Source organism: Streptomyces griseoaurantiacus (assembly GCF_036189845.1).
Classification (GTDB): Bacteria; Actinomycetota; Actinomycetes; order Streptomycetales; family Streptomycetaceae; genus Streptomyces; species Streptomyces griseoaurantiacus.
This window is the reverse complement of record NZ_CP108326.1, coordinates 2,909,322-2,928,473: the sequence shown is the minus strand read 5'-3', so window position 1 is coordinate 2,928,473 and position 19,152 is coordinate 2,909,322. Positions and strand designations below refer to the sequence as shown.

Sequence of the window (19,152 nt, the reverse complement as noted above, 5' to 3'; positions counted from 1 at the left end):
CCCGCGCCCGGGTCTCTTCCGAGGCTGTCCGAAACCCGTCCCCCAGGGGTTGTGCGGTGTCCCCGGAGCCTCGCAGGATGACCGGGCGCTGTGAGAAATGACTGCCCTCCGTCCGTCTGGCGGACGGTTCGTGGCGGACGCGTTCGACAGTCGACTGCTCCGTGGCCACGAGGTGCGCGCACCAGGTCGGTGCGCCGTGGTCGGTATCGGTTCCTTGTACGGAGACGCGGGCTCGCAAGGGGTCCGTGGTGCCATGGCGGCCGTTGCGGACACCCGGTTCCCGGGCCGGACGCTCGGCGTGCGCGACTCAACACCCTCGATCGGTACGACTCGGGAGGACCGCAGTGATACCGCACGTACAACTGCCGGGGCCGGCGGGCGAATGGACTTCGAAGGACCGGCAGTCCGTTGCCGAGAGGATCGGCGGAATCTGCCGGAAGGAGGGTTACTTCTTCGTCCACAATCACGGTGTTCCCGCCGAACTCCTCAAAGAGGTCTACGCGGAGATGCAGCGCTTCTATCGGCTGCCGCCGGAGGAGAAGAGCAAGTACGACGCCACGGAGAAGTCCCAGTTCCTGGGTTATCGCGGGCTCGGCAGGGAGAAAAGCCGGACGCATGCCGGGACGGAGGCCTGTGAGCAGTACCGGATCGGGAACACCACGCCCGACCTGGCACTGCCGGAATCGGTGGACTTCTATCACGAGCATTTCCCGAAGTCCCTGGAACTCTTCGGCCACCTCACACGGCTGGGTGACGGACTGCTCGCCGCGTGCGCGCTGGACCTCGGGCTGGAGGAGGACTTCTTCAGCGCGCATCTGGGCGCCCCCCTGCACCGCCTCGGCCTGAACTACTACGGGGCGAGCCACCTGTCCCGTGTCGGCTCGAAGGTCGACTACGCGATGTCCCCCCACGTCGACCTGTCCCTGCTGACCATCCTCGACCAGGACGAACCGGGCCTGGACGTACGGGACACCGACGGGACGTGGCTGGAGGTGCCGAGCGTGGACTCCGCGCTGTTCGTCTTCCTGGCCGACTACGTGCAGCGCTGGTCGAACGGTCGGCACAGGGCGGCGCCGCACCGGGTGAGTGCCGTACGCCGCGACCGGATGTCCGTCCAGTACAAGCACCGGCCCGACTACGGCGTCGTCATCGCTCCGCTGGAGGCGCTCACGGGCCCGGACGAACCCGCCAAATACGCGCCGCTCGACACCGGTTCCGACTACGTGGCGGTGCTGAGGTCGATTCTCGGCAGGTGACGCGGGCTCTCCGGCACGCGCGCAGATCGCGACTTCTGCCCGCGGACCGCGCCGGGGGCGTCTCGACGAGAGAGAGTACGGGGCCGCAATGAGCGCTCTCGAACCGCACGACGGAAGGGTGTCTGGGGCATGACAATAGCGACCGGTCCCGGCACCGGGGCGATATCGCGAAATCCGGTTCTCGACCACTACCACCGGCTTCCCGACATCGTGAGCGCATGTGCTCAGGAACGCGCGGGACGTCCGGACCCGGAGGCGTTCCGGCCGGACTTCGACTTCCCCCCGCTGGACGCGCGGATGCGGGAGTTCCTGGCCCCCGCGGCCCTTTCCTGGCGTCCGCTCCCGGACCTGGACGGGCGGCGTACGCGGCTGCTGGACCTCACCGGCAACCCCGGCACGAGAACCACGAAGACCCTGGCCTCGCTGCTGATCGTGGCCCGGGCCGTCGCGCACGTACGCCGCACCGGAGTCCCGGTCGTCCTGGTCACCCCCACCTCCGCCAACAAGGGCACCGCACTGCGCGACGCCGTGCTGCGTGCCCTGGACCTCGGGCTCGCCGAGCCGCACCAACTGCGGGTGGTGACGGTCTGCCCGGCGGTGTGCCGGGACAAGCTGCGGCGCAGCAGGCTGGCCACCGACCCCGAACTGCGCGCGCTGAATCCCGTCCTCGTCCACACGGGCCAGCAGGCCGAGGACGTCAAGCCGCTGACCCGTGCGTTCGTGCACGCGCACGCGGCGGAGTGGGCACGGCGCACCGGCGGCCGGCTGTGGTTCTCGCTGGACCTGGCCAACTACATGGTGGCCGACACCACCCGGGCCCTTTTCGAGCACGACGTCGACCCGATACCCCCCGGCGAGGTGCGCGTGCACGCGCATGCCGTCTCCAGCGCCTTCGGTCTGCTCGGCTACCACACGGGCCGGGAGATCCTGGAGGCCACCGGCGAGGCGGCCGGCGGGCCGCGCCCGGAGTCCTTCCTCGTGCAGCACCTGCACATCCCCGACATGGTGCTCAGCCAGCGGTTCGGCAGTTTCGACCGCCGCAACGCGCCCGCCTACGAATGGGACGAGCGGGCGGAGCTGTACCGCCAGGACCGGGAACCCTGCTTCCCCTACGTGACGGACACCCCCAACGAGATACTCGACCCCACCTTCTACACGCACCGGCCCGGTACCTCCGAGCGCATGAACGAGATCATCGGCAAGTTCGGCGGCGGCGGCATCGTGGTGTCCCGGCGCGAGTGCCTGGAGCACTACGAGGCCATTGCCCGTGACCTGTCCGAGGCGGGGATCCCGCTCCCCGACGATCCGCGACGGCTCGCGGAGTGGTCGCTGCTGATGGCGATGACGGGAGTCCGGGAGGGCGTCCGGCGCGGACTCATCGGCCCCGACCGGACGATCGTGGTCCATGCCTCGGGTACGTACGCCCACGGAGAGTACGAGCCCCTGCGGGAGGGCGACTACCAGTGGGTGCATGACGAGGCCGACGTGGCCGCTGCCGTCGGAGTCGCCTGAATGCCGCGTCTTCTCCTGCTGGGTACGGGTTCCCTGGCCACCGCGGTGTGCTGTGCCCTGGCGCATGTGCGCACCGGGGATCTCCACGTCACCGTCGCGGGTCGCGGGGGACGGGCCGCCGCCGAGCTGGCCCATGTCGCCTGTGTGCGGGCGCACAGCGCGGGGGGCACCGCCGCCTTCGCTGCCGCGCGGACCGGCCTGCGGCCCCGGGAGCTGCGGCAACTGGTCACCGAGGAGCGACCGGACCTGGTGCTGGTGTGTGCTTCCGCGCACTCTCCCTGGGAGCGCGAGCGTACGCCCAGCGCGTGGACGGATCTGGTGACGGCGGCGGGCTTCGGCCTCACCCTCCCCTTTCAGGCGGACCTCGCCGTGCGCGCCGCGGGCGCGGTGGCCGCCACCGGGTCCGGCGCCCGCCTGGTCAATGCCTGCTTCCCCGACGCCGTCAACCCGGTGCTGCACGCGTTGGGCCTGCCGGTGCTGTGCGGGGTCGGCAACGCGGGGCTCGTGGCAGCCTCCCTCGCGCACGCCCTGGACGTGCGCGACACCGGGCGGCTGCGGGTGCTGGCGCACCACGTCCATCTCGCTCGTCCCCGTGGCGCCGAGGAGGAGGCACGTGTCTGGCTGGACGGGGCACGGGTGCCGGATCCGGCCCGGCACCTGGCCCCGATGCGCGCGACTCCGCGCGAGCGGCTGAACCTGGTGACCGGGCAGACCGCTGCCCGCCTGGTCACGGCCCTGCTGCACGGCGTCGACCTGGACACCAGCGTGCCGGGCCCGAGAGGCCTGCCGGGCGGCTACCCGGCACGGGTGCGGGACGGGAAGCTGGAACTCGCCCTGCCCGCGGACCTGGACCGAGCGGCCGCGACCTCGTGGAACCGGAAGGTGGGAGCGCGGGACGGCGTCGATGTCGTCGACGGTGCCGTGCGCTTCACCGAGCGGGTCCGGGAGTCACTGCGCCGGGCGGGTGCCCACGCGTTGGTGGACGGTTTCCCCGTCCGGGAACTGGACACCGCCCGCACCCGGCTGGACGCGCTGCGCACCCGGCTGCGCGCGCTGCCCGCCGGCGAACCGGTGACGGCCGGCCGCGGGCGCGGCGCGGGCCACGGGGGGCACTCATGAGGGCGGAGCGGCTCCGGACCACCGGTGGTTATCTGTGGCGCAACGGAGAGGGTGCCCTGATCCGCGGCGCCCACCGGTACGTCGACGCCGTGGCCTCGCGCCGTGCGGTGTGGGTGGAGTCGCACGGAGGCGACGGCACGCCCGGTCTCGTCTACGCGGGTCTGCGCGAAGGCGTCCACCTGACCCTCCCGTTCCTCGAGCAGCGGCGTGGATCGCCTCCGGACGTGACACGGACGTCGTCCAGCCGTCCCTGGAACCGCCTCTCCGCGGAGGCGGCAGGGACCGACGCCGATCTGGTGGTCGCCGGTTACGACACCCGACGCACCCGTCACCTTCCGCGGTCCCGCTCCCTCACCCTGCCCTTCCGGGTGTCGCTCGTGGTGACGCTGCGGGAGGGGACGGACTTTCTGCAGCACGTCTCCCGCAAGGACCGTCAGCAATTCGCCCGGCAGCAGCGCGACGGCCGCTGGAGCCTCCAAGAGGCGACCGCGGAGGCGGACTTCGCGTACTTCTACGACCGGATGCACCTGCCGACGATGCGGACTCGGCACGGGGACGGCGCCCGCTCGGAGGACCGCGCGGTGGCCCACGCCGAGATCTTCCGCAAGGGGGTGCTGCTCTTCCTGCGTCAGTCGGGCGAGCGGATCGTGGGCGCCCTGTGCCGGATCGAGCCGGCCGACAGGACACTGGTGCTGCGCCTGGTCGGTGTGGCGGACGGCGACCCCGCCCGCTACCGGGGAGGCACCTACACCGCCATGTTCCTCCACGTCCTGCGATGGGCCGCGCGGCACGGCATGTCACGAGTCGACCTCGGCGGCTGCGAACCATTCCTCAGCAAGGGGACCTTCCAGTTCAAACGCAAGTTCCACCCCGAGGTCGTGCTGCCCGGCAACCACTTCCACCACAAACGTCTGCGCCTCACGGTCGTCCGTGACAGTGAGCCGGTACGCCGCTTCCTCGTCGAGAACCCGGTGATCGCACTGGACGCACGGAACCGGTTGAGGCCGGTCTACTTCCACGACGGCAGGCGGCCGGCCCGCACGGACCTGCCGTGGCGGACCGCGGGCCTGGCGAGTGCCGTGCACCTCGACCTCGACACGTTCCTCCACCCCGACGGGCCCTCACCCCTTCTGCCCGGGGGCGTCACACCTCCCGCGACCCGGTTCGCACAGCAGTAGCCGTACCCCTTCACGCCACGAAAGGTCGGTGCAAGAGGAATTGGGAGCCCATCCGTGGTTCGCGGCCCGTCCGTTCCCGGCGACCCGCCGGAGTCACGCAGACGAGATCATCCAGGTGCTTCGCCACGAGCTGCGTGACTGCGGGACATGGGTGCACGTCCAGCCGATGCCCCTGGAGCCGTTCGCGGTCTCCCGCCGGTCCTACGACGAGCTGTTCGCGGCCTCGCACGACCTGCTGGGTCTGCTGCGCCGGGCCCTGCTGGAGGCAGCACCCACTCGACAGGGCAGGCTGGACGCCCTGGAGGTCAGGCCCACCGCGCACTCCTTCCCGTTCTTCGTCGACGACGACGAGTTCGAGCTCCGGCACTGCGCCACCATGGCGCGCCCCGACGTGGTGATCGGGCCCGATGGTCCCCGGTTCCTGGAGTTCAACGTCAGTGGGGCCTTCGGCGGTCCCACCGAGGCGCACGGTTTTGGGCAGGCGTGGACCCGTCTGTACGGCGGATCGGTCTCCACGCCGCCCTTCACCGTGGACGACCCGTTCGCCGCACGGGCCGATCTGCTCGAGGAGGTCTGCGCCGAGCTGGGACTGCCCAGGACAGTGGCGCTGGTGGGCAATCGGGTGGACCGCAGGGGCGAGACCACACGTTACTTCGACGGCGAGGCCGCCCACCTGCGCGAGCGTGGCTTCCGTGCGGAGGTGGTCGAGCCCGGCGACCTCCCCGGGGCGATCGGCCGTCCGGGCCGTCTGCGATTCGCCCTGGCGCTGCGGTACTTCGCGCCCGCCGACTGGGTCTCGCGCGGCGAGTCCCTCGACACGGTGCATGCCCTGATCGCCGCGGGCTGCGTCCTCTACCCGCCGGAGAGCAGCTACCTGGTGGCCAACAAACGCCTGCTGGCCTGGCTGTCGGAGGGCCGGAGCTGGATGTCCGAGGGCGACCGGCGACTCGTCCACAGGTACCTGCCGTGGACACGACTCGCCCAGGACGGCAAGGCCGACTGGCAGGGAGAGCCGGAGGACCTGCGCCGGTTGCTGCTCGCGCGGCGGGAGTCGTTCGTGCTCAAGCCGGCGGTGGGCATGATGGGCCGCGGTGTGGTCATCGGCCGTTCGTGCGCCCCGGACCGGTGGGAGGCGGAGGTCGCCCGGGCGCTGGACGCCCGCGACGCCATCGTGCAGCAGTACGTGGAACCGACCCGCTACGCGTTGGAGATGGCCGCGGACCCGGGCACGGAGCCGTACCGCGCCCCGGTCGCCCCCGTGCTCAGTCCGCTCCTCTTCGGGGGCCGGGCGGGCGGCATCTACGCGCGCTACTACCCGGACGGCCGCAGCGGGGTGATCGGGGTGGCCCAGGGCGGGGCGATGGAGAACGTCGTGCTCCCGGAGAGCGGCTGAGCATCCGTGCGGAGAACCGTGACGGCGCACACAGGAGGTGGCGAATCCAGATGAGGAACACTCCGTGGAAGGTGGACCGACTCACCGGAAGCATCGGCGCACAGGTGTCGGAGCTCGATGTCCGCCGAGTGGGGCCGGCCGACGCGGACGTGCTGCGCGACCTGGTCAGGGAGCACGGCGTGCTGTTCCTGCGTGGTCAGCCGACCGATCCGGCGGCCCTCGTCGACTTCGCCGGAGTCTTCGGCGACGTGCTGCCCGCCCACCCGCTCAAGCCGGGACTGCCGGACCACCCCGAGGTACTCGCCAACCAGACGGGAGGGGTACGGCCGCAGGACGTCCGCTGCCGGGACGCCCACAACCGGCACGGCACCAACTGGCACGTGGACTGCACCTTCGTCCGTGAGGTCCCGACGTACTCCCTGCTCCAGGCGGCACAGGTGCCGCCCGTGGGCGGAGACACGCTGTTCGCCGACCTGGCGGGCGCCTACGCGGCGTTGTCCGCGCCCCTGCGCGCCCTGGCCGACGGCCTGAGCTGCCCGCACGAGGTACAACTCCTCTACGCCGACTGGCTGGCCCCGGACGCGGATCCGCACCTGCGCGAGAAGCTGCTGGAGATGCCTGTGGTGAGCCAACCGCTCGTGGCCGTCGACGAGGAGGCCGGGGGACGCAGGTCCCTGGTCCTGAACCCCAACTGCGTCAGGGCGATCGAGGGACTGTCCGGTCTGGAGAGTCACAGCCTTCTCGAACTGTTCCTGCAGTACACCCTCGTGCCCGAACGCACGGTCCGATGGCGCTGGAGCGAGGGCGACATCGCCGTGTGGGACAACGTACGGCTTCTGCACAACTACGCGCTGGACCACGGTGCCGCCCCGCGGCTGATCCACCGGGCGATGGCGGGCTCCACGGCCCTGCAACCCGTGCGGAGCGCGACGCGTGAGACGTCCCCCTCCCTCGCCCTGTCCTCCGACCGATGAGGAGCGCGCCGCAATGGACCTCACTGTGACGAACGGGAGCGGGGAACCGGTCGACCCCGTGCTGGAGCGCTTCCATCTCCTGGTGAACGCCCCCGCCCTGTTCAACGCCCTGACCACGGCCCTGGAGCTGGACCTGTTCACCGCCCTGTCGGGGCGCCCGGCATCCTTCGACGAGCTCCTCGGCACCACCGGCCTGCCGCCCCACTCACTGCGGGTGCTGCTGCATGCCGTGTGCTCGACCGGACTGCTGGTACGGCGCGACGGCAGGTACGAGAACTCCGGTGTCGCCGAGGAACTCCTCACCGGCGACGGCCCCGACAGCTGGCGGGACATCCTGATCGGCTGGCGGGAGGTGTACTACCCTGCCTTCGCCCGCCTCACCGAGGCGCTCAAGGCCGGTACGAACACCGCGCTGTCCGCTTTTCCGGGCCACGAGGCGACCCTCTACCGGAGGCTGGCCCACCGGCCGGAACTGGAGGCCGTGTTCCACCGCGCCATGACGGCCTTCACCTTGCGGAGCGTCGACGCCCTGGTGAACAGCGGACAGTTCCTGACCACGCGTCGACTGCTCGACGTGGGCGGCGGTGACGGCGCCACCAGTGCCCGGCTCGTGGCACGCCATCCCGCACTCGTCTCCACCGTTTTCGACATCCCGACCGTGTCGCGTCTCGCCCGGCGGACGACCGCGCCGGACCTCGGGGACCGGGTCACGGTGCATCCCGGGGACCTGTTCACCGATTCCTTCCCGGAGGGTCACGACACCGTCCTGTTCAGCCACGTACTGGAGATCTTCTCCGGCGAGCAGATCGTGACGCTGCTGGCGAAGGCCTACGACGTCCTGCCCTCCGGAGGCCGGGTCCTGGTGTACGGGTACAACGTCTCGGACGACGAGACGGAGGGCTGGTACTCCGCCCGCCTCTCGCTCTACCTCAACGCGCTGGCCAGTGGCCAGGGCATGGCCTACCCGGCGTGCGACTACGAGAGGTGGCTGCGGCAGGCCGGCTACGGCCAGGTCCGGACCCTGAAGGGCTTGCCGTACGAACACGGTCTGCACATCGGGGTGAAGCCCTGACGCGGCCGAGCCGGAACACGTAGGGGACCGGGCAGGTCCGCCGCCTGCCCGGGGCGGAGGCACGACCGCGCGGCCCGTCCCGCCTTGCCGCCCTTGCATACGTTCATGCAGAATTCCAGAGCGTTGAATAGGGCATGACCGCGCAGGGCTGCCCACGGCGAGGGGACCACGGCATGAGCGCGACCGACAGCCCCGCCGCGCGGCTGCAGACGCTCTTCGAAGGGCACCGGCTGACGCCGACCCAGCGGCGCATCGCCCACAGCATGGTCCGCCGCGCCGCCGACGTGCCCTTCCTGTCCAGCGTCGAACTGGCCGAGCTGGCCGGGGTCAGCCAGCCCTCCGTCACCCGCTTCGCCGTCGCCCTCGGCTTCGACGGCTACCCGGCGCTCCGCCGCCACCTGCGCGAGGTCGCCCCGGCCGAGGCGCCCGCGGGGACCGCCCCGTACAACGAGTACCAGCAGGCCGTCGAGGCCGAGATCGAGAACCTGCGCCACCTCGCCGAGGTCCTCGCCGATCCCGCGCCGGTGCGCGAGGCGGGCCGGCTGCTCGCCGCGAGCCGGCCGCTGCCGGTGCTCGGACTGCGCGCGGCGGCGGCGCAGGCGTACGGCTTCGCCTACTTCGCCGCCAAGGTCCATCCGGACGTACGGCTGCTCGACGAGGGCGGCACGATGGTCCAGGACCGTGTCGACGCCGCCGTGCGCGCCGGCGCCACCACCCTGCTCTGCTTCGCGCTGCCCCGGCATCCGCGCGAGGTCGTGGACACCCTCAGGTACGCCAAGGAGGCGGGGCTGGCCGTCGTCACCGTCGCCGACTCCGCGTTCGCGCCCGTCGCCAAGGTGTCCGACCTGCTGCTGCCCGCCGCCGTCGGCACCGGGCTCGCCTTCGACACGGCGTGCGCGCCGATGCTGCTCGGCCGGGTGCTGCTGGAGGCGATGTGCGACGGGCTGCCGGAGGCCCAGGCACGCCTGGAGGAGTTCGACGTACGGGCCGCCCGGCGGGGTCTGTTCGTCGAGTAGCGCGGCGGCGCGGCATTTTCAGATCGTTCTCACGTTGCCGCACTACTCTGCGAGGCCGACGATTCCCCGCGTCGCGGGAGGGTTCGTGGACGGTTCGCAGACGGGACGGGAGGACACAGTGGCGCGCGCAGGGCGGACACGACGGGAGAACCGGGACGGCAGGAAGGTCCGGGAGGGCGACGCGGGCCGGGAGAACCGAAGCGGGCGCGGAGGGCACGGGCTGGCCCGGGTGGCCGTCCTCGTGCGGGCCGGAGCCGCGCCGATGTGGTGGCTCGGGGTGTGCGCGGCCGGCATCGGCGTGCTCGTGCCGGGACTGACCGGGCGCCGGATCGGCGTACTGGCCGGGGCCGCGCTGTATCTCCTGAGCCTCGCCGCGGTCGCCGTGCGCGGCCGCAAGCGGTACCGCTCCCTGGCCGGCGCCGCCGCCCGGGCCGGCAAGTACGACGTGCTCCAGGACCGTGCGGTCACCGTGCGCAACTGGCGTCGCGGGCACCGCTGGTGGCTGCTGCTCGGCTTCCTCCTCGCGCTCGGCGCGTCCTTCGCCGTGCCCGCCGCCGGCGGCATGCTGCTCGCCGGACTCGGTACCGGGCTGCGGCTGAGGGCGGCCTGGCTCGGCCGTCTGGAACGCGAGGGCGAGGGGCTGCTGTGGGTGCGCGTCGACTGGCTCGGGCGGGGCGCGGGCGCACCGGCCGGACGGACCGTCAAGGGCTACCGCCGCACCGGGATCGCGGCGGGCGACGCCGCCCCCGGCGGGGCGCGCCGCCGCACCGCCGCGCTGGTCTGACGCAGTGCGCCGGGCGCCCCGGGGGGCCGGGGCGCCCGGTGGCGGCTCAGACCTCCAGGGTCTCCTCGATCCGCTTGAGCTGGTGCCGGGCCATCGCCAGGTTGGAGCGCTTGGAGTCGAGGACCAGGTAGAGGAAGAGCCCGTTGCCCCCGCGCCCGCTCATCAGCCGGATCAGGTGGTACTGGTCGGACAGGGTGATCAGGATGTCCTCGATCTCGCCCTTGAGGCCGAGGTGCTCCATGGTGCGCAGCTTGGCCCGCACGACGTCGGTGTTGCCGGCGGCGGCCACGGTGAGGTCGAAGGACTTGCTGCCGCCGATCGTGCCGAGAGCCATGCCGCTGGTGTAGTCGACGAGTGCCGCCCCGGTGGAGCCCTCGATCGAGGCCAGGATTTCCTTCAGCGCGGTTTCGGTGTTCGCCATGACGGGGTGTTCCCTTTCGGTGATGGTGTCGTTGCGTGTGATGCGAGTGGCTTGTGTGGTGTCGAGTCGGTGGTGGTGTCGGGACGCTTGTGGTGTCGGGTGGCTCGTGTGGTTTTGGGTGACTTGTGTGATGCGAGTGGTCGGGTGGTCCGGGCGGCCCGGGCGGAGGTGGTGTCCGGGTCTCGGGTCAGTTCTCCGTGGTGCGCGCGTTCGCCGCGGGGCGTGGCGCGTCCGCCGGGGTGCGGGGCGTGCGGGCGCGGGCGGCGGTGGACTTGCCGGGGGTCCGGACGGGGGGCTTGGCGGGAAGGGCTTCCGGCGGCTCGGCCGGGGGCGGCGGCACCGTCTCGGCGCGGACCGCGGCGGCGTCGACCAGCTCGCCGATGCGGGTACTCGCCCTACGGCCCTCCAGGTGCAGCCGGCCGACGTTGACCCGGTCCTGGGCGAGCAGCGTCACCACGGCGGAGCGCCCCGCCGCGTAGGTGGCGACGTAGCCGTACACCCCGCGCACCAGCAGCTCGCGGAAGTCGCCCTGCGCGGTGGCGTCCGTCATGCGCACGGCGACGCCGAGCGAGGCCGCCGTCAGCGCGGCCACCCCCTCGGGTTCGACGCCCGGGGTGTCGTGGGCGAGCACCAGCCCGTCGACGCTCGCCGCGAGCGCGCCGGTCACCTGGGGCACGCGGGCCCTCAAGCGGCGCAGTTCGTCGAGGACCTCGGCCTCGGCGGCCATGAGCAGTCTCCTCTCGGCACGCTGGCGGAGCGCGCGGATCACAGTGCCTCCAGGGCGGCGCGCAGCCGGCGCAGCAGGGTGATGTGCGGGTCGGCCTCGGCCGGATCCCGCGGCGGCTCCCCGGCATGCGCCGGGGACCACTCGCGGGGAGCGGAAGGGGGCGGGGCGGGAGGGGCGTCGGGGGCGGCGGGGACGGTGCCGCCGGGGTCACCGGGGTCACCGGGTCCGCCCGGACCACCCAGCCCACCTGGGCCACCGAGGCCGCCGGGGGCACCGAGGCCGCCGGGGTGATCGGGGTCGCCGAGGCCGCCGGGGTGCTCGGGGAGCGAGGGTGGCGCGGGGTGAGCCGGCGGCAGGACCGGCGGCGGTGGGACGTCCGGGGTGAGCAGGCCGGCGGCGGCCAGCCGGTGCACGTCGACCAGGGTGTGGAAGGCGGGCCTGCCCAGCGCGCGGGAGATGTCCGAGGCCGTGCGCCGGCCGTCGACCAGGTGCAGCACCGCGGCCTGCCGGGGCGGGACCGAGGGGCCGGCCGGCCGCGAGGTCCGTGCCAGCGGGGCCTCGTCCGCCGCCGGGTCGGGCCAGATGCGGTGCAGCAGCGCCCGGCGGCGCAGCGTCTCGCGCTCCACGGCCGCCACGGACACCGGGTGCACGGGGCCGAGCCAGTGCGCGGCCCCGTAGCGGAAGCGGGCCGGGGCGCTGCTCGGTTCGAGGACGAAGTACGCGGCGTCGTACAGCGCCCCGAGGTGGCACAGTTCCAGCGCGCCCGTGGTCAGCCGTCCCCGGTCCACCAGGTACCGGCCCACCCGTCCGCGCTCCCCGGCCTGGGCGAACGCCTCGTGCCAGCCCTCCGCGTCGAGCACGCCGTGCGCGCCGAGCAGGAGGTCGAGGCCGGGGGTGTCGGGGCTCTCGGCGTGCACCACCTGGCCGTCGGCCAGATAGAGCGCGCCGCGCTCCCGGATGAGTACGCCCGTGGCCCGCTCGGCGGCGAGCCGGACCAGCATCGGGGAGAGGGCGCCGGCGGGTATGCGGGTGCGGTCCCGCACCGGCAGGGCGGGCGGCGGGGGTGTCGGCGCCGTCGGCGGAGTGGTGACCATCGTCATCCCAGCACCAGCCGGCCCGCCATCTCACCGAGGCGAATTCGTGCCAGCGCGAGGTTGCCCTCGGCGCGGGACAGCCACAGATGCAGGAAGACGCTGCTGTCGAAGGTCGTCGGGACGAAGCGCAGCAGGTGGTAGCTGTCGCTGTTGCTCAGGATCAGGTCCTCGACGGGAATGTCGGGGCCCGACCAGTCGGAGCCGTCCTCCGGGGCGAAGCAGCGGTGCTCGGCGGCGAGCCGGGCGAGTTCGGCGGCCTCCGCGGCGGTCGTCTCGGGGTCGCCGCCGGGGGATTCCCCGACGACACCCAATGTCAGACCGCTGGTCCAGTCGACCACCGCGGCACCTCTCGCGCCGGGCAGCCGCATGGCTTCCAGCAGGCACTCGTCGATTCCGGGCACCCTGGCTCCCCTCCCGCCTCGGGTTCGGATGAGTGACGTGGACGCTACGCAACGTGTGCGCGAGGGGTGAGTGTTCCGGCATTTTCCGGTGGAACATGCGCGGCGGTGACTAAGGTGGGTCGGCTGTGCACCCGGAGTGGCCGGGGCTGGCCGGGAGCTACAGGTGCGTCAGCGCCGAGGCGTGGGCGCCGCCCGACTCCGCGACGATCTCCCGGACCGTCTGCGGCTCCCGGACCGTCGCGAACCGCACCCCGTCCGCCCCGTCCTCGGCGACATACCCGTACACCCCCACCCTGGGCAGCGAGTTGTAGGCGTAGTGGTGGGCGAAGGAGTACGCGCCGGTGTCCGGCGCCGCCACCACGTCACCCGGCGCCAGCTCCGGCAGCGGCCGCCCCTCGGCCAGCAGGTCGCCCGCGAAGCAGGCCGGTCCCGCCACGTCCTGCACCACCGGCGGACCCTCCTTCGGGCGCCCTTCGGCGTCGTACGCCGCGATCCGCAGCGGCCAGGCGTGCGGCGCGTACACCGTCCGGGTCGCGACCTGCACACCCGCGTGGGTGACCGCCACCGCGCGGCCGCCCGCCGCCTTGGTGTACTCCACGCGTGCCACCAGCGTCCCGTGCTTGGCCAGCAGCGAGCGCCCGAACTCGGTGACCAGCCCGTACCGCCCGTCCATCAGCCCCGGCACGGCCTCGGCGAGCAGCCGGGCGTACCGCGCGTACGTCGGCGCCGACGCGTCCGAGCCGAAGTCGACCGGCAGTCCGCCGCCGATGTCGAGCGTGTCGACCTGCCGCCGGCCCGCCCTCCGGTTGATCTCCTCGGCCAGCGCGTACACCTCGCCCAGGCCCCGCACCATCAGCGCCGGCGGGATGCCCTGCGAACCCACGTGCGCGTGCAGCCGGGTCAGCCACGGCCGCTCGGCGTACGCGCGCAGCAGCCACTCCCGTGCCCCCGCGTCCCGCAGCGCCACCCCGAACTTCGAGGTCGTGGTCGCGGTCGACAGCGCACCGATGGAACCGCCCCCGACCTGCGGATTGACCCGGACGCCGAGAGGGGAGCGGGTGGGCGCGGAGCGGACCAGCGCGTCGATCCTGGCCAGCTCCTGTGGATTGTCGGCGTTGACGGCGATGCCCAGCGCCAGCGCCTCGCGCAGCTCCGCCGGGGTCTTCGCGGGCGAGTCCAGCACCGTCCGTTCCGGCGGCACCCCGGCCGCGCGCGCCAGGGCCAGCTCGCCGGCACTCGCCACCTCCGCCCCGATCCCGGCCGCCCGCAGCAGCCGTACCACCGGCACCAGGGGGCTCGCCTTCACCGCGAAGGCGTGCAGCACGGGAGTGCCGGGCGGGAGGACCGCCTCGAACGCCGCCCGCAGCTCGGCCGCCGCGTCTCGGATGCCGGTCACGTCGAGCAGTCCGGCCACGGGCGTGCCGGGCCCGAGCAGCCCCTGCGCGACGGCGGCCCGCACCGCCCGGTCCCGCCGCGCCACCCGCTCCCGGTCGGCCGGGGCCAGGGGGCCGGCCGCCACCGCGCCCCACGCGTCCCCCGCCACCGCCGAGAGGTCCACGCCCGCTCCTGTGTGCACACCCGTGCCTGTGCCTGTGCCCGTGTCTGTTCCTGCGCCCGTGCCTGCGTCTGTGTCCGTGGCTGCCTCCGTGTCTGCGCCTCTGGCCGTGTCCGCACCTGTGTCGTCGTCCGTACCCGTGTCGTCCATACAGGCGGCCACGCGTCCGTGTCGCCGCCCGGTTCCCGGCCGGGTACCCGGAAGGCCCGGCGTGTCCCGGGCGGACCGGAGCGAGAAGACCGTATTGACTAGCCCTATTCAGCACGCAACGATGTGAATATCCGCAGCACAGGCCCAGCCACACCCCAGGCCCGGGAGGCACCCATGTCAGGACCCCGTCCAGTCCGAGCCCCGCGCGGCACGGAGTTGAGTGCCCTCGGGTGGCAGCAGGAGGCCGCCCTGCGGATGCTGCAGAACAACCTCGACCCCGAGGTGGCGGAGCACCCCGACAAGCTCGTCGTCTACGGCGGCACGGGCAAGGCGGCCCGCGACTGGCGCTCCTTCGACGCCATGGTCCGCACCCTGCGCACCCTCAAGCAGGACGAGACGATGCTCGTGCAGTCGGGCCGCCCGGTCGGCGTCATGCAGACCCACGAGTGGGCGCCGCGCGTCCTCCTCGCCAACTCCAACCTCGTCGGCGACTGGGCCAACTGGGAGGAGTTCCGCCGCCTGGAGGCCCTCGGCCTGACCATGTACGGGCAGATGACCGCCGGCTCCTGGATCTACATCGGCACCCAGGGCATCCTCCAGGGCACCTACGAGACCTTCGCGGCCGTCGCCGCCAAGCGCTTCGGCGGCACCCTCGCCGGGACGATCACGCTGACCGCCGGGCTCGGCGGCATGGGCGGCGCCCAGCCGCTCGCCGTGACCATGAACGACGGCGTCGTGCTCTGCGTCGACTGCGACCCGCGGGCCATCGACCGCCGCATCGAGCACCGCTACCTCGACGTGCGCGCCGACAGCCTCGAACACGCCCTCCGCCTGGCCACCGAGGCCCGCGACGCCCGCCGCCCGCTGTCCATCGGCGTCCTCGGCAACGCCGCCGAGGTCGTCCCCCGGCTCCTCGCGATGGGCGCCCCCATCGACATCGTCACCGACCAGACCTCCGCCCACGACCCGCTGGCCTACCTGCCCACCGGGATCGCCTTCGAGGACATGGCGGACGCCGCCGCCAAGGACCCGGCCGGCTTCACCACCCGGGCCCGCGAGTCCATGGCCCGGCACGTCGAGGCCATGGTCGGCTTCCAGGACGCCGGCGCCGAGGTCTTCGACTACGGCAACTCGATCCGCGGCGAGGCACGACTCGCCGGATACGAGCGGGCCTTCGCCTTCCCCGGTTTCGTCCCCGCCTACATCCGCCCCCTGTTCTGCGAGGGCAAGGGCCCCTTCCGCTGGGCCGCCCTGTCCGGCGACCCCGCCGACATCGCGAGGACCGACCGGGCGATCCTCGACCTCTTCCCGGAGAACGAGTCGCTGGCCCGCTGGATCAAGATGGCCGGCGAGCGCGTCCACTTCCAGGGCCTGCCCGCCCGCATCTGCTGGCTCGGCTACGGCGAGCGGGACAAGGCGGGCGAGCGGTTCAACGACATGGTCGCGAGCGGCGAGCTGAGCGCCCCCGTCGTCATCGGCCGCGACCACCTCGACTGCGGCTCCGTCGCCTCCCCCTACCGCGAGACCGAGGCGATGCGCGACGGCTCCGACGCCATCGCCGACTGGCCCCTGCTCAACGCCATGGTCAACGTGGCCTCCGGCGCCTCCTGGGTCTCCCTCCACCACGGCGGCGGCGTCGGCATGGGCCGCTCGATCCACGCCGGGCAGGTCACCGTCGCCGACGGCACCCCGCTGGCCGGCGAGAAGATCCGCCGCGTCCTCACCAACGACCCCGGCATGGGCGTCATCCGGCACGTGGACGCCGGATACGACATCGCCGAGGACGTCGCCGAGGAGCGGGGCGTACGGGTCCCGATGCGCGAGGGCGAGGAGACGCCCGGGGGCGCCGGGGCGGGCGAGGGCGACGTGGCCTCCGAGAGCGACGGGGCCTGCGAGGGTGGCGCCGCGTGAGCTTCCACAGCATGTGGACGGAGTTGCTGCCCCTCGGCCGCGACTCCGCCTCCGGCGGCTACCGCCGCTACGCCTGGACCCCCGCCGACACCGACTGCCGCGCCTGGTTCCGCGCACAGGCCCTCGCCCGCGGCCTCACCCACGAGACCGACCGCAACGGCAACCAGTGGGCCTGGCTCGGCGACCCCGCCGCCGGGAACGCCCTCGTCACCGGCTCCCACCTCGACTCCGTGCCCGACGGCGGCGCCTTCGACGGCCCCCTCGGCGTCGTCTCCGCCTTCGCAGCCCTCGACGAACTCCGGTCCCGCGGGGTGCCGTTCACCCGGCCCTTCGGCATCGTCAACTTCGGCGACGAGGAGGGCGCCCGCTTCGGTCTCGCCTGCGTCGGCTCCCGGCTCGCGACCGGCGCCCTCACCGTCGAGGCCGCCCACCGCCTCACCGACGCCGAGGGCATCACGCTGCCCCGGGCCATGGAGGCCGCCGGGCACGACCCGGACGCCCTCGGCCCCGACCCCGAACGGCTCGGCCGCATCGGCGCCTTCGTCGAACTCCACGTGGAGCAGGGCCGCGCCCTCGACCTCACCGGGGACGCCGTCGGCGTGGCGAGCGCCATCTGGCCGCACGGCCGCTGGCGCTACGACTTCCGCGGCGAGGCCAACCACGCCGGCACCACCCGCCTCGCCGACCGCCGCGACCCCATGCCGGCCTACGCCGAGACAGTCCTCGCCGCCCGCCGCGAGGCCCAGCGGGCCGGCGCCGTCGCCACCTTCGGGAAGGTCGCCGTCGAACCCAACGGGGTCAACGCCATCCCCTCCCTGGTCCGCGGCTGGCTCGACTCCCGCGCCGCCGACCAGCCCACCCTGGACACCGTCACCGGCGCCCTGGAGAAGGCCGCCCGGGAGTACGCCGACGCCCACGGCGTCGAACTGGACGTCGTCCGCGAGTCGTTCACCCCCGTCGTCGAGTTCGACCACGGCCTGCGCGACGCGCTCGCCCGCATCCTCGGCAGCGGGACCGACCTCACCGTGCCCGTCCTCGGCACCGGAGCGGGACACGACGCCGGCATCCTCTCCGCCGCCGTCCCGACCGCCATGCTGTTCGTGCGCAATCCCACCGGTGTCTCGCACTCCCCGGCCGAGTACGCCACCGAGGACGACTGCACGGCCGGCGTGACCGCGCTCGCCGACGTACTGGAAGGGCTGATCCGCACGTGACGCAGCCGCACCGCACGCCGCCCGCCCCGGCCGGGCGGACGTACTGGCTGGAGCACGCCTGGCTCGGCGACCGCACCGAGCCGGGCGTCGCCGTCGAGACCGCGGACGGGCGGATCACCGCCGTCCGCACGGACACCCCCGCCCCGCCGCCCGGCGCCGAGGTGCTGCGCGGGCTCACCGTCCCGGGACTGGCCAACGCGCACTCGCACGCCTTCCACCGCGCCCTGCGCGGCACCGTGCAGGTCGGCTCCGGCACCTTCTGGACCTGGCGCGAGGTCATGTACGCCACCGCCGACCGGCTCACCCCGGACACCTACCACGCGCTCGCCCGCGCGGTGTACGCCGAGATGGCACTGGCCGGCATCACGGCGGTCGGCGAATTCCACTATCTGCACCACGCCCCCGGCGGCACCCCCTACGCCGAGCCCAACGCGATGGGGGAGGCGCTCCTCGCGGCGGCCGCCGAGGCCGGCATCCGCATCACCCTCCTCGACACCTGCTACCTCTCCGCCGGCTTCGGCCGGCCGCCCACCAGCCACCAGCTCCGCTTCTCCGACGGCACCGCGGACGCCTGGGCCGCACGCTCTTCACTTCTCAAGGAACGGGATCACGCGCGGATCGGCGCCGCCGTGCACTCCGTACGGGCCGTGCCCGCCGAGCAGTTGGCCACCGTGGCCCGCTGGGCCGAGGAACGGCGGGCCCCGCTGCACGTGCACCTGTCGGAGCAGACCGCGGAGAACGAGGACTGCCGCCAGGCCCACGGCCGCACCCCCGCCCGGCTCCTCGCCGACCACGGCGTGCTGGGCCCGCGCACCACCGGGGTGCACAACACCCACCTCACCCAGGAGGACATCGCGCTCCTCGGCGGCTCGGGCACCGGCACCTGCATGTGCCCGACCACGGAACGGGACCTCGCCGACGGCATCGGGCCCGCCGCCGCCCTCCAGCGGGCCGGCTCCCCGCTCAGCCTCGGCTCCGACAGCCACGCCGTCATCGACCTGCTGGAGGAGGCCCGCGCGATGGAGCTCGACGAGCGCCTGCGCACCCGCACCCGCGGTCACTGGACGGCGGCCGCCCTGCTGCGCGCCGCCTCCGCCGACGGCCACGCCGCCCTCGGCTGGGACGAGGCCGGCCGCATCGAGCCCGGCGCGCTCGCCGACCTCACGACCCTCGCCCTCGACTCCGTCAGAACGGCGGGAGCACTGCCCCGGCTGGGCGCGGAGACCGCGGTATTCGCCGCGACGGCAGCGGACGTCCGTCACACCGTCGTCGGCGGTCGGCACGTCGTACGGGACGGGGCCCACGCCCTGGTCCCCGACGTGCCCGCGGCGCTGTCGGCCGCCCTCGCCGCCCTGCGCGACTGAGACCACCCGCC

Annotated in this window: 17 protein-coding genes; 12 read left to right on the top strand and 5 right to left on the bottom strand. The window is 73.4% G+C overall.

Going from position 1 to position 19,152, the window contains the following annotated elements; genetic code table 11:
• Positions 1 to 344 precede the first annotated feature (344 nt).
• The 9 genes from OHB09_RS12930 to OHB09_RS12890 all read left to right on the top strand — a co-directional run bounded on the left by OHB09_RS12930 (position 345) and on the right by OHB09_RS12890 (position 10,304).
• Positions 345 to 1,256: a 2-oxoglutarate and iron-dependent oxygenase domain-containing protein gene (locus OHB09_RS12930; RefSeq protein ID WP_006143760.1), complete on the top strand. Its 912-nt coding sequence runs from the start codon at positions 345 to 347 to the stop codon at positions 1,254 to 1,256.
• A 129-nt stretch (positions 1,257 to 1,385) separates the two neighbouring features.
• Complete coding sequence (locus OHB09_RS12925) at positions 1,386 to 2,768, top strand: DUF6002 family protein (RefSeq protein WP_328922008.1); 1,383 nt, start codon at positions 1,386 to 1,388, stop codon at positions 2,766 to 2,768.
• Entirely contained in the window at positions 2,769 to 3,887 is a 1,119-nt protein-coding gene (locus OHB09_RS12920) for a hypothetical protein (RefSeq protein WP_328922007.1), read from the top strand.
• Positions 3,884 to 5,065, top strand: a complete 1,182-nt coding sequence (locus OHB09_RS12915; protein WP_328922006.1) for a GNAT family N-acetyltransferase — start codon at positions 3,884 to 3,886, stop codon at positions 5,063 to 5,065. Before OHB09_RS12920 ends, OHB09_RS12915 begins: the two co-directional genes overlap by 4 nt.
• Before the next feature lie 115 nt (positions 5,066 to 5,180).
• Positions 5,181 to 6,458: an ATP-grasp domain-containing protein gene (locus OHB09_RS12910; protein ID WP_328922005.1), complete on the top strand. Its 1,278-nt coding sequence runs from the start codon at positions 5,181 to 5,183 to the stop codon at positions 6,456 to 6,458.
• Between the two features lie 50 nt (positions 6,459 to 6,508).
• Positions 6,509 to 7,432 carry a TauD/TfdA dioxygenase family protein gene (locus OHB09_RS12905; protein ID WP_328922004.1) on the top strand — a complete coding sequence of 308 codons (924 nt, stop codon included), beginning with the start codon at positions 6,509 to 6,511 and terminating at the stop codon, positions 7,430 to 7,432.
• Between the two features lie 13 nt (positions 7,433 to 7,445).
• Positions 7,446 to 8,504 (top strand): methyltransferase, encoded by a 1,059-nt coding sequence (locus OHB09_RS12900; RefSeq protein ID WP_328922003.1) that lies wholly within the window; start codon positions 7,446 to 7,448, stop codon positions 8,502 to 8,504.
• Between the two features lie 173 nt (positions 8,505 to 8,677).
• Positions 8,678 to 9,520, top strand: a complete 843-nt coding sequence (locus OHB09_RS12895) for a MurR/RpiR family transcriptional regulator (protein ID WP_319118681.1) — start codon at positions 8,678 to 8,680, stop codon at positions 9,518 to 9,520.
• A 262-nt stretch (positions 9,521 to 9,782) separates the two neighbouring features.
• On the top strand, positions 9,783 to 10,304 hold the full coding sequence (locus OHB09_RS12890) for a hypothetical protein (protein ID WP_234525695.1): 522 nt from the start codon (positions 9,783 to 9,785) through the stop codon (positions 10,302 to 10,304).
• A gap of 46 nt (positions 10,305 to 10,350) precedes the next feature.
• On the opposite strand, the gene OHB09_RS12885 is transcribed toward OHB09_RS12890, so the two are convergent.
• The 5 genes from OHB09_RS12885 to OHB09_RS12865 form a co-directional block, all read right to left on the bottom strand.
• On the bottom strand, positions 10,351 to 10,725 hold the full coding sequence (locus OHB09_RS12885; protein ID WP_006143749.1) for a roadblock/LC7 domain-containing protein: 375 nt from the start codon (positions 10,723 to 10,725) through the stop codon (positions 10,351 to 10,353).
• A 187-nt stretch (positions 10,726 to 10,912) separates the two neighbouring features.
• Positions 10,913 to 11,452, bottom strand: a complete 540-nt coding sequence (locus OHB09_RS12880; RefSeq protein WP_006143748.1) for a roadblock/LC7 domain-containing protein — start codon at positions 11,450 to 11,452, stop codon at positions 10,913 to 10,915.
• 38 nt (positions 11,453 to 11,490) lie between these two features.
• Positions 11,491 to 12,552 (bottom strand): hypothetical protein, encoded by a 1,062-nt coding sequence (locus OHB09_RS12875; RefSeq protein ID WP_328922002.1) that lies wholly within the window; start codon positions 12,550 to 12,552, stop codon positions 11,491 to 11,493.
• Entirely contained in the window at positions 12,549 to 12,947 is a 399-nt protein-coding gene (locus OHB09_RS12870; protein WP_006143746.1) for a hypothetical protein, read from the bottom strand. The genes OHB09_RS12875 and OHB09_RS12870 overlap by 4 nt, the downstream gene beginning before the upstream one ends.
• 157 nt (positions 12,948 to 13,104) lie before the next feature.
• Positions 13,105 to 14,652 (bottom strand): type III PLP-dependent enzyme domain-containing protein, encoded by a 1,548-nt coding sequence (locus tag OHB09_RS12865; RefSeq protein ID WP_407077325.1) that lies wholly within the window; start codon positions 14,650 to 14,652, stop codon positions 13,105 to 13,107.
• A gap of 174 nt (positions 14,653 to 14,826) precedes the next feature.
• Between OHB09_RS12865 and hutU the strand changes: the two genes are divergently transcribed.
• The 3 genes from hutU to OHB09_RS12850 are packed head-to-tail and all read left to right on the top strand — an operon-like array spanning position 14,827 to position 19,141.
• Positions 14,827 to 16,563, top strand: coding sequence for a urocanate hydratase (gene hutU, locus OHB09_RS12860; RefSeq protein ID WP_319351042.1), 1,737 nt, complete (start codon positions 14,827 to 14,829; stop codon positions 16,561 to 16,563).
• Complete coding sequence (locus OHB09_RS12855) at positions 16,560 to 17,777, top strand: allantoate amidohydrolase (RefSeq protein WP_006143742.1); 1,218 nt, start codon at positions 16,560 to 16,562, stop codon at positions 17,775 to 17,777. The genes hutU and OHB09_RS12855 overlap by 4 nt, the downstream gene beginning before the upstream one ends.
• On the top strand, positions 17,774 to 19,141 hold the full coding sequence (locus tag OHB09_RS12850) for a formimidoylglutamate deiminase (RefSeq protein WP_167794115.1): 1,368 nt from the start codon (positions 17,774 to 17,776) through the stop codon (positions 19,139 to 19,141). Before OHB09_RS12855 ends, OHB09_RS12850 begins: the two co-directional genes overlap by 4 nt.
• The last annotated feature ends 11 nt before the right edge of the window (positions 19,142 to 19,152 follow it).